Here is a 16229-nt window from a genome sequence, read left to right as displayed (position 1 = left end):
GCCGCCGATACGCCCTCTACGAATACATTCTGCTGGCCTCCAAAAACAATAATCTTCCAGCCAACTGACGATAAGCAGCACAACGTTCCTGGAGGAATTTTTGATGAATAGCTGGTTCGCCAACATCAGCGTCAACCTGAAGCTGAGCTTGGGCTTCGGCCTGGTGCTGGCCCTTACGTGCATTCTCGCCCTGACCGGCTGGACCAGCCTGGGTGGACTGATCGACCGCAGCAACTGGATGAGCGATATCACTCAGCTCAATGCGGGTCTGACCAAACTGCGGGTTACCCGTTTGCAGTACATGCTGGCCAACGGTGACGAAACCGTGGCGCAGACTGTGCAAACCGCCCTCGACGGCTTCAAGGCCCAGCAGCAAAAACTGCTGTCGAGCCTCAAGAGCCCGGAAAACCTCAAGCTGCTCAATGAACAGGGCACCGTCATCGATGCCTACCAGCAATCGCTGAACAAAATGCGCAGCGCCTATCGGACCGTGAGCAGTGTGCGTCAGACCATGGGTGAGAATGCCGAAAGCGCCAACACGCTGATCAATGACATCGACACCCGTGTGCGCCAGATGCCCTTGAGCGATCAACGCTTCGAACAACTCCTGGCCATCACCGAAGCCAAGGAACAGTTTCAGCTCGCCCGCTACGAGGTTCGCGGTTACATCGCTGACAGCAATCCGGCCACCGAGCAAAAATCCTTCGCCCAGATGGACGTGGCCATTGCCAGCCTGAAAATACTCAACACGCATTTCGCCGACAGCCAGCAAGATGCGTTGCGCCAATTGCAAAGCGCCTTGCTCAACTACCGCAACGCATTGCAGGCCTACAAAGCGGCCAACAATGACGCGGTGGTGGCTCGCCAGGAAATGACTGTCCAGGGCAATGACATCGTTACGCGCAGTGACGCGCTGTATCAGATCCAGCTGGATCGCCGTGACGCCGAAAGCACTCAGGCGCGTACCCTGCAACTGATCAGTACAGTGCTGGCATTGCTGGTTGGCGTTCTCGCGGCCGTGATCATCACCCGACAGATCACTCGCCCACTGCGCGAAACCCTGGCGGTGGTCGAACGCATCGCTGGCGGCGACCTGACCCATGATGTCCACGTCACCCGTCGTGACGAACTTGGCGTATTGCAGCAAGGCATCGCTCGGATGGGCGTCACCCTGCGCGAACTGATCAGCGGTATCCGCGACGGCGTCACCCAAATCGCCAGCGCTGCGGAAGAGCTGTCGGCGGTGACTGAAGAAACCAGTGCCGGGGTCAACAGCCAGAAGATCGAAACCGATCAGGTTGCCACCGCCATGCACGAAATGACCGCCACCGTGCAGGAAGTCGCGCGCAACGCCGAAGAAGCGTCGCAAGCGGCAGCAGCGGCTGACGGTGAAGCCCGCGAAGGCGATAAAGTGGTCAACGAAGCGATCGCTCAGATCGAACGCCTGGCCAGTGAAGTGGTGCGTTCCACCGAAGCCATGACCGTGTTGCAACAGGAAAGCGACAAGATCGGCAGCGTCATGGACGTGATCAAGGCAGTGGCCGAACAGACCAACCTGCTGGCGCTCAATGCTGCCATTGAAGCGGCACGCGCCGGTGAAGCCGGCCGTGGTTTCGCCGTGGTTGCTGACGAAGTGCGTGGCCTGGCCCAACGCACGCAGAAATCCACCGAAGAAATCGAAGGCCTGGTCGCCGGCCTGCAGAACGGCACCCAGCAAGTCGCCGCGGTGATGAACAACAGCCGCAGCCTCACCGACAGCAGCGTCGAGCTGACCCGCAAGGCCGGTGTATCACTGGAAAACATCACCCGCACGGTGTCGAACATCCAGTCGATGAACCAGCAGATCGCCGCCGCTGCCGAGCAGCAAAGCGCGGTGGCCGAAGAGATCAGCCGCAGCATCATCAACGTGCGCGACGTCTCCGAGCAAACGGCCGCCGCCAGCGATGAAACTGCCGCGTCCAGCGTTGAATTGGCACGGCTGGGTAATCAGTTGCAGATGATGGTCAGCCACTTCCGCGTCTGACCTGCCAACCGTCAATACTCTCGGCCCGTAACGCGCCCATTCAGCCCCTTTCCTGCAACTGGTATGGGGGCTGAATACCGGCGTTCTCTAGACGATAAATCCGAACAACGGATTGCTTTTTCGTACAGCCCAATCCCCAGCCAACCTACCGCGATTCCAGACTGACTCCTGTACGTTTTCTTCTGCCCAAGAACATTCCGTTCGAACAGGAGAATGACAACACATGGACGTAAGCAACGGCTCGCTGTTACACAGGTTGATTGACTCCCCAGGCAACGAAGACGAGACAAAAGCAGACTTCAAGACAGCCATGCAGCACATGGGCTTTGAGTCGGTGTTCGACATCGTGCGCATGACCAAAGAGGAGTTCACCCTTGAACTCGCCAGGCATACCGACGCAAACGCCGAGCAGGCGTATGGCAACGCGCTGAGCTATGCCCGACAGATCAGCCGTCTGTATCAGGAGCATCAGCTGTCATCCGGCGATGCCAGTCGACGTGTTCGGCGCAGTGTTGGTACCGAGTCGACGTCAGGGCCCGCCACCTATCAAGCATTGTTCAACGAGAATTGGGAGCAGTTTTGCAAGGACGGTGATATCGCTGCAATCGACTCGCCAGTGGCCTATCTGCGAGCGCTGTATCTGTTTGCCGGACAACTGGAAAAATCGTCCACACACCCCGACAAGATCACCCTGGAGACGAGGCGTCCGGACCTCAAAAACCTGACGCTGGATCACCAGAGTGCCTTCGCAGCAAAGCCGATGCTGAGCATCGTCAATGACACCTTGAGCAGTCATGTCCAGGAACACCTGAAAAAAACCAACAACACGAAGTCCGTTCACGAAGTATTGGCCTGCGAGCGCTACCCGCTCTCTCTGCCCTATGACCTTCATCATCACCAGTGCTTGCTTGGGTTGGGTGCAGATAAACCGGCGCTGGGCGAGTTGAATTATCAGGTCAGTCTGAAACTGCCTTTTTTGCTCGACGAGTCTGAATACGGAAGCATTTCCAAGCCCTCTTCCGAGGCTCAGAGACTGATGTCCGGCCTGAGCCCGGAGCAGCAGAAGATACTGATCGAGCCACTCGACCCCGATATAGAGGTGAAGGCTTACGGTACTAAAGTCTCCGATCCAAGGCTTAGCGTTGAGCGCTTCAAGGAGCTTACCGGGCTGACGATGGAGCGGATTGATCAGTTGCTGGCGCAGGGTAAACACCGTCCGAAAGCCTCAACCAACAGCCCGGGGGCCGGTCGTCATTTTTATGGCTGCGAGTACATCAACACGGCGTCAGCTCGCGACAAGATAATGGTGGTAGCGACGAGCCCCGCGACGTTCAATATCCTCCCCGTAATTTGTTTTGACGTCCTGTTGCGTATGGTCCGGCTGCAGCGCTGGACCGGTATCCCCGCGGCCGAACTGGACACACTGATCGTCAACGCCATGCACTCGGACGGCACGACATCACTGCCCGGCCTGAAATCACTGTGGATCAATCCAAACACCCTCCGTGTCCTGGGGGTGTATCGATACCTGAATCAGCGTTACGGCATCGCGCCCGAGGAGTTTGCTTCGCTACTGCACGACATGCCGACATCCGCTTGCGGTGATCGTGCTCCGTTGTTCGATCAAGTGTTCAACCGCACTCAATTGCTCCCGAATCCTCTGCTGCAAAACGCGGGACAGGACATTGATATCAAAGCCCCCAAATCGCAACCGAGCCTCAACTATCTCGGCGCGGGGTTGGGGCTGACCGTCACGCAAGACTCGCTGTTACTGCTCGCGGCACAGACCAAAGAACACCTTTCTTCGCTTAAACACGACTTACCCACGGTGTCTTCACTTTACCGCCAGGCCCGCATCGCACAGATGTTTGGCTTGTCGCCTGTCGAATGCACAGAAATGGCGCGAACGCTGGGAGGGGAAGCGTTCTGCGAGCTGTTGGCTAAAGGTAAATTGAGCGACCCCTATAATCATTCAACCGACATACTTGACGTATTGATGGCCATGGAATGGGCGGTTGACTGGCTCAAGCAAAACAACCGTGATGTGCTGCAATGGTGTCGCTTGTTCAGTTCAACGAAGGACGACTTACCGTTCCCCCCTGAGCTGGAGAGACGGCTTGAGACATTTCGAGCTGACACCAATCCTTCTGCTGACCATCAACAGCGCCTGGTGGAAACGCTGCTGCATGACATTGCCGACTTATCCGCCGAATACGTCCCCAGCGTGATGGCGATGGGCGACACCTCCACAATGGCAGTCGTCACGGAGATCAAAAATTTCTCGCCAGGAAAAATACCCCAATCGTTGGCGAAGGTCCTTCGCGCTGCCGGAGCCTGCAAGGGGCTGCACCTGAACAGCAGCACGCTACAGCAATTGATGAGTAATCCTGCGTGGCTCGCCTCGAACAGCCCAGGAACCCTGACACCTCAAACGCTGTACTTGCTCGAACGCTTCAGTCATTGCGCCCGCCATCAGCCGCAGTCAGAAGAAAACCTTTTGCATTACTTGCGTTTGGCGAATGAGGCCCCGGCGAAAGACTCCAACGGCCTGCTGGCCAACCTCCTGAACTGGAGCATCGAAGAGGTCAGTTGCCTGACCGCGCTATTAGGGCAAAACCGCGCCAGGACAATGGAGGAAGTGGATTGGATCATGCGCTGCCAAACGTGCTGCAAGCGCACAGGACTGTCGGCAAGCCTCCTGCTCAACGCTACGGCCCTGACAGCCGACAGCTCAACATCCGACTGGAAAACCGTGGGTGAAGCCGTGCTCGCTGCCTGTCATTGACCCGTACACCTCTATTCAAGGATCGAATATGACCGTTGCCATTAAAAAGCAGCTTGATGAACGCCTGCGCGATGCACTGTTGGCGCTGTACCTGAACAAAGTCGTGCCCGTCGACGCCACGACAAAAAACCTCAAGCTCAAGACCGCCCAGGATCTCTACGAATACTGGTTACTCGATGTGCTGGTCAGCCAGGATGTGCCCACCACCCCCGTGGCCTGTGCCATTGCCAGCCTGCAGCACTACATCAATCGCATTCTGATGAACATGGAGCCCGGTTATGACTCGGCAACCGATGCTCCCGAGCGTGTGCAGACATGGCGCAATGAGATGCACCAGTACCCAACCTGGGCCGCCCATCAAAAGCTGCAGTACTTCCCCGCGATTTATCTGGACCCCGGCCTGAGAAACAACAAGAGCGATAACTTCCAGCAACTGGAAAACGACCTCAGCCAAAACCGGATTCAACCCGATGCCGTTCAGACTGCCGTGCTGGCCTATCTGACCCGGTTCGAAGAAGTCGCCAACCTGAACATCCTCAATGGCTATATCGATGGTGCAGATTTCGCCAACAGCACTTATTACTTCATCGCCAAATCCCGTAGCGAGAACACCTATTTCTGGCGTTCGCTGAACATGGCGCAACGCCCAGCCCAGACTGATCAACCCGACCCGTTCGCCTGGTCGGACTGGGAAAAAGCCGATGTGCCCATTCCGGATGACGCCATCGAGCATTCGATTCGCCCGGTCTGGTTCAACAATCGCCTGTTTGTCGTCTGGGCCGAATGCATTCATCAGGATCCTGCCGCCCACTCCAGCGAAAGCCAAACGACCAAGAACAATCCCCTGTTTCGGCTAAGCCTCAGCTACCGTAAACACGATGGCAGCTGGAGCACCGCGCGAACCTGCCTGCAGGGTTACGGCGACGATGTAACACTGCAAGACAAGGACTTGAGTTCAATCAAGTCGCTGACAGGTACTGTCGCCGTCCATCACCAGGAGAACTCGCAGGATTGTCTGATTATTGCCCTATACGTTAACCCGCAAGATGCCAAGGCCGACAACAGTTTTATCTTTCTGAAAACAGCCAGCGTCGACAAATACCTCACGCACAGCCCAGGAGTATTCATTCCTAAAGAAGACACAGCAAAAAACCGACGGCATCTGCATTACACACTTACGCAAGATCTCCGCGTGCTTTCCAACACGCACTCACTTCAACCAAAAATCTCTGCACAAGCAAGATCCAATGCACGCACAGCATTATTAAAGACTTCAATACCCATTGATTTAAAAGATAAAAATGTAGCGCCCATTGAAAAGCCCGACGAATTTACCGCCAACATAATCTATGACCCAACCAAACCAACGCTTACCATGAGTCTTAAATTAAAGGAGGCACATCCCCTCAAAAGTGGCGATTCAATTAAATACGTTATATTACGGCCACTATCCGTTAGAGACTCCCAACGCGAACGTACCTCTTCGTCCAAGACCCTGCCTCACCTAGATAAAGAGTTTACAGCCACATTCGACACCGACCAAATCAAGACAGAAGGTGAACCTTTTTACTACGGATATTGCATTACTAACGACGCGGTAAAAAAAACAGAAGTTTACTATCTTGCTGCCATCAGACTCAGGATTCGCAACGATTTCCGCACTCCCACAATTAAACGTTCGGGCACGGTGCAGTTTCTCGACTTCTCGGAATCGACGATTTCGCACAGCGACGAAGGACTTCCCGGTCGTCAGCCAATCAGACTCAACACCGCATTCGCCGCAGAGTTGATCCAACGTACCGAAAACAGTCTGGACAAACTGTTCAGTACGGAAACACAACGTCTGCCAGAGCCAAAAATTGCAGACACCGATTCCGGAACAACCATGGATTTCCACGGCCCTTACGGTCGTTACTTCACAGAACTGTTCCTGTACCTGCCGTGGCTGATCGCCCATCGGTTGAACACAGAACACCAATACGACGAGGCCGAACGCTGGATTCGCTATGCCTTCGATCCAGGCCGTAAGCAGTCCGGTTATTGGAATGCGGTCCCTCTGACCGGCCCCGATGTCCCCTCATATTCCAGCCAGGCACCTCACGATCCGCACCAGATCGCCCTTAGCCATCCTGTGCATTTTCGCAAGACGCTGTACTTCCTGTACCTCGACATTCTGATCAACCGAGGCGATGCCGCGTACCGCGAACTGACACCCGATAGCCTCGGCGAGGCAAAGCGCCGGTATGTGCGGGCATTGGATCTGTTGGGGCCACGCCCGGTTGTTCAACAAGTCGATCAGTGGTCGGCTATCAGCCTGCAAGCGTTGAGCAAGGCACCCAGTAAAAGCCTGCGCACATTCGAAGATTCACTGATCCGTTCAACCCTGCAATTACGCGAAGGCAGTCCGCAGAACTCCTTACCCGCTATCGATACCCCGCATCTGCGTTTGCCGTTCAACCCGGAACTGCTCAAGCGCTGGGACATCGCCGAGAGTCGTTTATACAACCTGCGGCATAACCTCGACATCGTCGGCAAGCCCTTGCATTTGCCGTTATTCGCGGCGCCATTGGAGCCTCGCGCCTTGCTCAGCGCCAATGCATTGAGCGCTTCAAGCGGCGGAGCTTCGAACCTGCCGAGCACACAAATCCCGCACTATCGCTTCACGGTCATGCACAGTCAGGCCCTGAGTGCAGTGGAAAGTGTCAACCAGTTCGGCGCCACGCTGCTGTCGCTGATCGAGCGTAAAGAACAAACCCGGTTGCAGGAATTGCAGCAACAGCACGCCTGGGACCTGGCGAAAATGTCCGTCGGCCTGCAAACCCAGGCGCTACGCATCGACCGGCAAAACCGCCAGGCCCTGCTGGCCAGCAAAGCGATCGTCCGGGGTCGAATCAGCCACTATCAGCAGTTGCTGGAGAAGGATGTCACTCAAGAAGAGGCTGCCGCCAGCCAACTGTACTTGAGCAGCGGCGCATCCGAACTGGCGGCATCAGCCTCCCAGGTCGTCGCGGGCGGCATGATGATGGTTCCCACTATTTTTGGTTTCAGTAATGGTGGTAGCCGCTGGGAAGGCGGGATGCATGCCGCCACTGCGCTCGCCCAAGGCTCCGCCATAGCGACTCGCACCACGGCCAGCCATCTCGACCGTACGGCGCAATTCAGTCGTCGGCGGGAGGAGTGGACCCTGACCCGTGATCAGGCACAACTCGAACTGGACCAGATCGACGCACAACTCGCGCACTTCACCGAGCAGGAAACCGCCACACGCCTGCAATTACGCCAGGCTGAAACAGCACTGAGCCAGACCAAGGCCAGCTACGACTTCCTCAGCAAACGCTTTACCAAAGCGCAGCTCTACCAATGGCTCAACAGCCAGTTTGCCACGCTGTACTACCAGGCCTACGACGCGACACTAGCCTTGTGCCTGGCCGCCGAAGCCTGCTGGCAATACGAGCGCGCCGACTTCAGCACGCGCTTTGTTCAACCCGGGACCTGGAACACAACTTACCGTGGGCTCGGAGCAGGTGAGCAGTTGAGCAGTTGAAGCTGAGCCTGCTGAAAATGCAGGCCGAATATTTGCAGCGTAACGAGCGAGAACTGGAGATTCGTAAAACCGTGTCGCTGCGTCAGATCAAAGACCAGGACAGCTCCAGCTCAATCAACAAAGAATGGAAGGACCTTCAAATCGATCTGAAGGACGGTATCTGTGATTTCGAACTGACCCACGCCATGTTCGAAGACGATTACAAAGACCAGAAGCATTACCTGCGACGCATCAAGACCCTCAGCGTCTCCTTGCCGGTCCTCCTCGGCCCCTATGAAAACATCCGGGCAACGCTGACCCAGACCGCAAGCAAAGTGTTCATGTCTCCAGGTGACCAGGGACAGCTCATGGAAAACAAGCGAGCCAGCCAGCAGATCGCCCTTTCCACCGGAGTCGACGACAACGGCCTGTTCACCCTGAACTTCAACGATGAACGCTACCTGCCCTTCGAATACACCGGCGCCATCTCCACATGGCGCCTGACCTTTCCTAATCCCGAAGCGCAGAAAGCCATGCTGGACTCACTGACCGACATCATCGTGCACGTGAGCTACACGGCCAGAGCGGGAGGTGCGTAATGAGCGAACAAAACGCATTGCCTGTCATCGCGCCGTCGCTGCCCAAAGGTGGTGGTACCATTCAAAGCATTGGCAAAGGCTGGGGAGCCGTCGGCGCCCACGGCGCGGCCTCTTATGAGCTTGCCTTGCCGATTTCGCCGGGTCGCGGCTTTGCTCCCTCCTTGTCTCTGAGCTATGGCAGCTCGGTGGGTAACAGTGTGTTTGGTATCGGTTGGGGGATGTCATTGCCCACCGTCGGGCGACGCACCAGCAAAGGTGTGCCGGCCTATACCGAGGATGACGAGATTATCGGCCCCAGTGGAGTTGTATGGTTGCCCGAGCGCGATCCACAAGGCGTCATCACCTCAACCCGCATCGACCATTACAACGACCTGGAACTGAGCGAAACCCATACCGTCACGCGCCACGTCCCGAGAATCGAAAGCAGCTTCGACCACATTGAACATTGGTCCTCCCAGAGCGACAAAGCGGGTTTCTGGCTGGTGCACGGTGCCGACGGCAGCCTTCACGTATTCGGCAAGAGTCCCGCATCGCGTCGTGCCGATCCGCAGGATTCGAACCTTGTCGGCGAATGGTTGCTGGAGGAGAGCCTGAACCCGCACGGCGAACACATCCTTTACCAGTACAAGGCAGAAGATGACGCCAAGGCCCAGCGCTATTTGAGCCGTGTGAGCTATGGCAATTTCAAGGCCGATGCGCACCTTTACTTATGGAAAGCCGATCGCCTGAGGCTTGTGCAATGGCACTTCGAACTGCTGTTCGACTACGGCGAACGGAGCACGGCGTACGAACAGAAACCGGAATATGACGGCCAACAGTGGCAACCCCGTAGCGACGGGTTTTCCAACTTCGCCTACGGCTTTGAATTACGTACAGAGCGCCTGTGCCGCCAGGTGCTGATGTTTCACCGCTTTCCCGATGAATTGGGTACCGACCCCGTTCTGGTCCGACGCCTGCTGCTCGATTACCGTCAAACGTCTCTGGGCTATCAACACCTGACAGCGGCCCATGAACAGGCGTTCGGCAACGCGACAACAGCCGATAGCCGTCCTCCCGTCGAGTTCAGCTACAGCCCGTTCAAGCTCCCGGCCGACGCCCACCACTGGCAGCAGTTTCAGGACATGCCCGGTCTCAACGACGGTCAGCGTTACCAACTGGTAGACCTGTACGGTGAAGGGCTACCGGGGGTACTTCATTCCAGTGAAAATGCCTGGTATTACCGTGAGCCCCTACGCGCCAAGGCCAAAAGCAATGAAGTGACTTACGATCAGTGGCGCGCCCTGCCGACGATCCCGACCGCCGATACTGCCAAACCTGTGCGCCAATCACTGAGCGACCTCACAGGCGATGGTCGACTGGACTGGGTCATTGCTCAGCCAGGATTGAGTGGGGTTTTCTCCCTGGGCCCCGATCGAAACTGGTCGAATTTTGCCTCACTCGATGCGTTCCCTACGGAGTTTTTTCATCCACAAGGACAGTTGGCCGATCTGATGGGCGAAGGGCTAAGCGACTTGACGCTGATAGGCCCGCGCAGCGTTCGGCTGTATGCCAATCAACGAGAAAAGGGCTTTGCTGCTGCCCGCGAAGTGCCTCGCGAAGAGGACGAAGACGCCCTTCCCGTGCTCACGTCTTCGCTCACCGAGCTGGTGGCTTTCAGCGATATCCTGGGCAGTGGCCAACCGCACTTGGTCCGTGTTCGCCACAATGAAGTGAAGTGCTGGCCAAACTTGGGACATGGACGTTTCGGTAAAGGCTTCGTGCTGGGCTCGCCGAAACTTGACTACGAGACATTCGACGCTTCACGTATTCGCCTGGCAGATCTGGACGGTTCGGGCGCCGCCGATCTGATCTACCTGCATGCGGACCATGCGCAGATATTCATGAACCGCTGCGGCAATGCTTTCGACCTGTCAGTTGCCCTGCCCTGGCCGCAAGGTGTGCGCTACGATCGTTTCTGCCAGGTGAGCATCGCTGACCTGCAAGGGCTCGGTTGTTCCAGCCTGATACTCAGCGTGCCGCACATGACAACGCAGCATTGGCGCTACGACTTCGTCAGTGAAAAACCGTATTTGCTCACTGGCACCAATAACAACATGGGCGCCGCCGGCAGCATCCGCTACCGAAGTTCGGCACAGGAATGGCTGGATGAAAAAGCAGAGAGAATCAAAGCCGGCAAGCCCCGCAGCTGTCATCTGCCCTTTGCCCTGCATCTGGTTTCGAGCCAGATCCAACTCGACGAGATTACCGGCAATCAACTGACCCAGAGTTTTTCCTATCGCCAAGGCTATTACGACGGTATCGAACGGGAATTTCGCGGCTTCGGCCTGTTGCTGCAAACCGACAGTGAAGCCAATCCCGGTGATGCCGACTCGCAAGGTTTTACGACACCGAGCCTGAAAAAGAGCTGGTACCACACCGGACAAGCAGTGGACTTGCCCCGAACCGGTTATCACAGCGCTGACAAAGCAGCGGTGGCACTGGGCAAGGCACTGCTTTGCCAATACCAACCCGAGATCGGGGGCGACACACTCGTTACCCCTGATACTGCGACAACCCTCGAAATGGCGCGCGCCCTGAGTGGTCATTTACTGCGCTGCGAGATCCTCGGAATCGATACACGCCTGAAAACCAGAACGCTTTATTCGGTTCAGGAAAACCGCTATCAGGTCCGTCTGCTACAAGTGCCAGACAGTAGCCAGCGCTACGCCCGGATGTTGCCGCTGCCACTGGAGTCCATCAGTTACCAGTACGAGGGCATTACCGATGATCCGCAATGCCAGCACATCTTCAATCTGCAGCACGACAGGTTCGGCGCACTGATCCACAACGTAAGCGTCCACTGCGCCCGACGTAAAACCGCCAGTGATACCCCGCCGTTCAGCGATGCCGACCAACAGCAATGGTGGCGCGATGCTCATGATCCGGCGCAACAGCTCTACTACCTGAACGAAACCCGCACCGAGTTCATTCATCTGGATTCACCCCAGGGATGGCGGTTGAGTCTGCCTTATCGCCAGCGTACCCATGCCCTGAAACGACCCAAGGCGCCTGCATCTGGAGGGCTGGCCACAAAGGACATGACTTACGAAAAGCTCATCGAACTCATCAAGGGAACCGACTGGACGACCCAGAGCATCCTGACGGGCCTGTCCGTGCAACGCTACAAGAACACTTCTACCGCAGAAACCTTGCCAGACGGCACCGCTCACTTCGAAGCCCTGGCCGACCATCTGGAAACCGCCGAGCTGGACGATACAGCCCTGAAAGCCTTCGATGTGTTGTCGCAAGCAACTCGCCCCAAGGGAAAACTGCTTGAACGAAGTGGCTATCACCGCATGACCGATTTTCTCCCGACGTCCAAGTCCCCCAAAAAGCTCTGGTCAGTCAAAAGCGGTTTCTCGACCTACGCCACACTGGAGGGCTTTTACAAAGTAAAAACCCTCCAGCCGAGCACAAGCCAGGGCGTGACCGAGATCAGCCACGACAAGTACGGCTGCCTCATCACCGCGTTCAAACTGCCCGATGGCTGCATCACCCAGGCCACCTACGATTACCGCTCGCTTGCGCCCCGACGCATCACCGATCCGAACGGGAACATTCAAGAAGGCCTCTACGACAGTTTTGGCCAGATACTGGCCAGCAGTTTTTATCGCAGCGAGGGTAACAAGCTCACCGGTTTCAAACCTGTTGCCCAATACAGACGTCCGGTATTCACCCGTCCGAGCGAGGCGATCACCAACAAAGAAGACGCTCTGAAAGACGCCGCCATTGCCATCTATTACGCACCCTTTAGCTGGATGGGGCGCGCCTCGGACACCGCTCTGAAGGACACCGACTGGCTGACCCGTTGCGTAGCCAACGGCGACTTACTGCCGAGCGGACATATCTGTGCCTCGATTCGGCGTCGTCTGGCGGACCTTGAGACACTCTCGGCCGATGAAGCGAAACTGAAAGCCGAACTCGACATCTCGGCTCGCGAGCCGGTGCACATTGTTGCACTGACCGCCGATCGTTATCCCGATGACGACCAAAGGCAAATCCGAATCGCCGTGACCTGCAGTGACGGCTTTGGCCGGACACTGCAACAAAAGCTCAAGGTCGAGTCAGGAACAGCCTACGTCGTCAGCAACACAGGAGAGCTGACGCTCAACGGAAAAATACCGCAGCAACAGATCGCCGCGCAGCGCTGGCGCGTCAGTGAACGTGTCGAATACAACAACAAGGGATTGGCGATCCGAACTTACCGTCCTTACTTCGCCGATCAGCACCGCTACATCAACGATGTGTCCTTTCGGAAGTTCGGCCACTGCGATTTGCAGTTTTACGATGCATTGGGGCGACCGACTCACACACGACTCGCCAAACAAGGTGATCTTTCCTGTCTGCGGCGGCAAACCCGTCATCCCTGGTACACCGTGGATGAAGACGAGAACGACACACTCGAAGAGGTCATGCCCAAACCACTCCCGACAACCGGAGGTGAGGCATGAACGTACGCCTTCACCGCAAGACACCCACGATCAACGCCATCGACAGCCGTGGCCTGCCCGTGCGGCAAATCGCTTACTGGCGCGACAGCGCAGACGACAGCCCTCAAGCACGTATTACCCGCCAGGACCACGACACTGCCGGACACCTGGTTGCGCAGTGGGACCCACGACTGTTTGGCAAAATGCCAAAGGCCAATCTGACCACCCTCTACAGCCTGTCCGGCAAGCCGCTGTTGGTCGACAGTGTCGATGCCGGGTGGCGCCTGAGTCTGCCTGGTGACGCCGGACAGACACTGCGCAGCTGGGATCAGCGTGGCAGCCACTGGCAAACGAGCTACGACAATCAGCTCCGGCCGACCGAAATCCAGGAGCAAGCAGCAGGCCAGGATCTGCGCGTGATCGAACGCTTCAGCTATGGCGATAATTCGTCAGCCGCTGCGGCGAGCAACCTGTGTGGCGCACTGACCCGTCACGATGACAGCGCCGGTACCCTGCTCATCCATGAATATGCACTCTGCGCCAAACCTGCTGGCCAGACACGGCGCTTCCTCATCGATCCCCGGCAGCCGCATTGGCCAACAGACGAGAAGGACCGCAATGTACTGCTTGAAGAGGGCGAGGGTTACAAAACGATCTGGCGCTACGACGCGCTGGGAGAAATGATCCAGCAAATCGATGCCGGTCAGCACCAACAACGTTTCTCGTTTGATGTTGCGGGTCAACTCAAGTCCGTGAGCCTGAAAATAAAAGACGCCGTGATCGAAAAAAACATCGTGAAGGATCTGCTCTACAACGCGTTTGGCCAAGTGGAATCCCAGACTGCCGGTAACGGGGTTACCAGTCGCGCCCTGTTCGATCCGGCCAGCGGCCGCTTGACCTCACTCGGCGCGTCCGTGTCTGGCAGCCCCCTGCAGGACTTGCACTACACCTATGACGCAGTGGGCAATGTGACGCAGATCGAGGACAAGACCCAGCCAGTGCAATTTGGCAGCAATCAGCGAGTCGAAGCCATCAGCACCTACACCTACGACAGCCTTTACCAACTGACCAGCGCGACAGGCCGTGAAGCGGAAGGCCCCAACAACCAACCCCACCTTCCGATCTCCAGCAGAGCACCGATCGACGCCCGGCAATTGTTCAACTTTACCGAGCTCTATTCGTACGACACCGGGGGCAACCTGACCGAACTGCGCCATGTTCGCGATCGTAATAACTACACCCGGACCCTGAACATTACCGCCGCAAACAATCGCCTCCAGTCCTGGAACAAGGGCGACTCAACTCCTGACATTGCAGCAAACTTCGATGCCAACGGTAACCTGAACGCCCTGCAACCGGGCCAGGCGCTGGAATGGAACACCCGCAATCAACTCGCCAGTGTCATGCTGATCCAACGTGAAGACGGGCACGATGACATTGAGCGCTACAGCTACGACAGCAGCGGTCAACGTGTACGCAAGATTCAAACTACCCATGCAGCGTCGGTGACTCACACCCGAGAAGTTCGCTATCTGCCGGGCCTCGAAATCCGCACCCGCACTCACGAGCGACTGGAAGTCATCACCCTGCAGGCGGGTCGCTGTAGCGTTCGCTACCTGCACTGGACCCAAGGCCGACCGGCCGATATCGCGGCCAATCAAATACGCTACAGCCTTGATGACCATCTGAGGTCCAGCTCGCTGGAGCTTGACGACCAGGCGTCGCTGATCAGTCAGGAAAGTTATTTGCCTTATGGCGGTACGGCGTGGACGGCGTCCCGTTCGGCTGTGGAGGCCGATTACAAAACGATTCGATATTCCGGCAAGGAGCGTGATGCCAGTGGACTGTATTACTACGGGCACCGGTATTACGCGCCATGGTTACAGCGTTGGATCAGTCCTGATCCGGCGGGAGCGGTTGACGGGTTGAATCTGTATTGCATGGTGGGAAACAACCCGGTGAGATTTGTCGATCACAAGGGCCTGATGCGAGACGAAGACCTCAGAGAATTCGAGGATTGGGGCAGAGCCCGCTCACAGGAAATCATGGATACCGCTAACGGTGACCTTACCTATCGCTTGATGCCGGATGACTACGATAAAAGCTCTGATCAATTTTTAGACAAGAGATTGCTGAGGCAGGAATTTCTTGCTCACTCGTATGGATACATCAAAACGAGCGAAATTGGGCTCAGCGACTTTTTTAATATCCCAAAGCCTCAAGGCAGTATGAGGGGATATGCAGGGGTAGATATGCGTTACTCAGGCAACGCCACGAACGCCGGGCACTACTTGCAATTCGGAACCTACAGGATCAGTAACACGGCTGACTATGTGACCGATGTGTCCAACCGGTACGCCGCGGCGGGCAATGACATGTTCCACAATTTAACAATCGATGAAGACGTATTAAGAGATGCGCCTACGATCAGCAGGCTGTCCAGTAACGCCCATGAACTGCAACAACCTACGCGAGACTGGATAGCAACTCATATCGATAGAATGGCGGGGATCATGCCGATACTCGCCGGTGGCCCCGGGACCCATGCAGAAGTCCGACTGGTGAACTCAATTGTTGCGCTCTATCCGGATAGAGCGGAAAGGATACTTGCCGACACCACTGTATTCACAGACACATTATCTCGGGGGTCTAACCCTCAGCCATTCCCTGCCTGCATTAACTGCAGCGGGATCATTCCGCATGCGGTCAACATTCCAACCGGACGCAATCCCCCCGACTATGCGGGATACAACGCACGTGTCCAGCAAATAAACCAGGTACAACGCACGCGTCCGGGAGGTAGTCGGAATAGAAGATGACAGGTTTGTCT

6 protein-coding genes and 1 pseudogene are annotated in these 16229 nt (G+C 56.6%); all 7 read left to right on the top strand.

All coding sequences use genetic code 11. The annotated features are described in order from the left end of the window. Nucleotides 1-103: 103 nt before the first annotated feature. Nucleotides 104-1165, top strand: a pseudogene (locus AC1RJ3_RS28130) (methyl-accepting chemotaxis protein); the annotation flags it as partial. Beyond that, the gene (locus AC1RJ3_RS28125) at nt 1160-2023 is read left to right on the top strand and encodes a methyl-accepting chemotaxis protein (RefSeq protein WP_371917730.1); all 864 of its coding nucleotides are present in this window, start codon (nt 1160-1162) and stop codon (nt 2021-2023) included. The pseudogene AC1RJ3_RS28130 and the gene AC1RJ3_RS28125, both read left to right, overlap by 6 nt. 223 nt (nt 2024-2246) lie before the next feature. Then, nucleotides 2247-4808: a Tc toxin subunit A gene (locus AC1RJ3_RS28120; RefSeq protein ID WP_493081705.1), complete on the top strand. Its 2562-nt coding sequence runs from the start codon at nt 2247-2249 to the stop codon at nt 4806-4808. Nucleotides 4809-4836: 28 nt separating this feature from the next. Continuing rightward, a complete protein-coding gene (locus tag AC1RJ3_RS28115) occupies nt 4837-8352 on the top strand; it encodes a neuraminidase-like domain-containing protein (protein WP_493081703.1) in 3516 nt (1171 codons plus the stop codon). Beyond that, entirely contained in the window at nt 8349-8930 is a 582-nt protein-coding gene (locus AC1RJ3_RS28110; protein WP_493081701.1) for a Tc toxin subunit A-related protein, read from the top strand. The genes AC1RJ3_RS28115 and AC1RJ3_RS28110 overlap by 4 nt, the downstream gene beginning before the upstream one ends. Beyond that, complete coding sequence (locus AC1RJ3_RS28105; RefSeq protein WP_493081699.1) at nt 8930-13420, top strand: SpvB/TcaC N-terminal domain-containing protein; 4491 nt, start codon at nt 8930-8932, stop codon at nt 13418-13420. The genes AC1RJ3_RS28110 and AC1RJ3_RS28105 overlap by 1 nt, the downstream gene beginning before the upstream one ends. Further along, nucleotides 13417-16218: an RHS repeat-associated core domain-containing protein gene (locus tag AC1RJ3_RS28100; RefSeq protein ID WP_493081697.1), complete on the top strand. Its 2802-nt coding sequence runs from the start codon at nt 13417-13419 to the stop codon at nt 16216-16218. The genes AC1RJ3_RS28105 and AC1RJ3_RS28100 overlap by 4 nt, the downstream gene beginning before the upstream one ends. Nucleotides 16219-16229 lie beyond the last annotated feature (11 nt).

The sequence above is a fragment of the Pseudomonas sp. GW822-FHT04C11 genome (genome assembly GCF_058800905.1).
Note: the sequence above shows the minus strand (reverse complement) of the source record. Positions and strands in the feature narration are given on the sequence as shown.

Excerpts from the sequence above, each read along its gene's own strand:
- AC1RJ3_RS28100 (WP_493081697.1), top strand. The coding sequence starts at position 13,417 with ATGAACGTACGCCTTCACCGCAAGACACCCACGATCAACGCCATCGAC.
- AC1RJ3_RS28120 (WP_493081705.1), top strand. The coding sequence starts at position 2,247 with ATGGACGTAAGCAACGGCTCGCTGTTACACAGGTTGATTGACTCCCCA.
- AC1RJ3_RS28105 (WP_493081699.1), top strand. The coding sequence starts at position 8,930 with ATGAGCGAACAAAACGCATTGCCTGTCATCGCGCCGTCGCTGCCCAAA.
- AC1RJ3_RS28115 (WP_493081703.1), top strand. The coding sequence starts at position 4,837 with ATGACCGTTGCCATTAAAAAGCAGCTTGATGAACGCCTGCGCGATGCA.
- AC1RJ3_RS28125 (WP_371917730.1), top strand. The coding sequence starts at position 1,160 with ATGGGCGTCACCCTGCGCGAACTGATCAGCGGTATCCGCGACGGCGTC.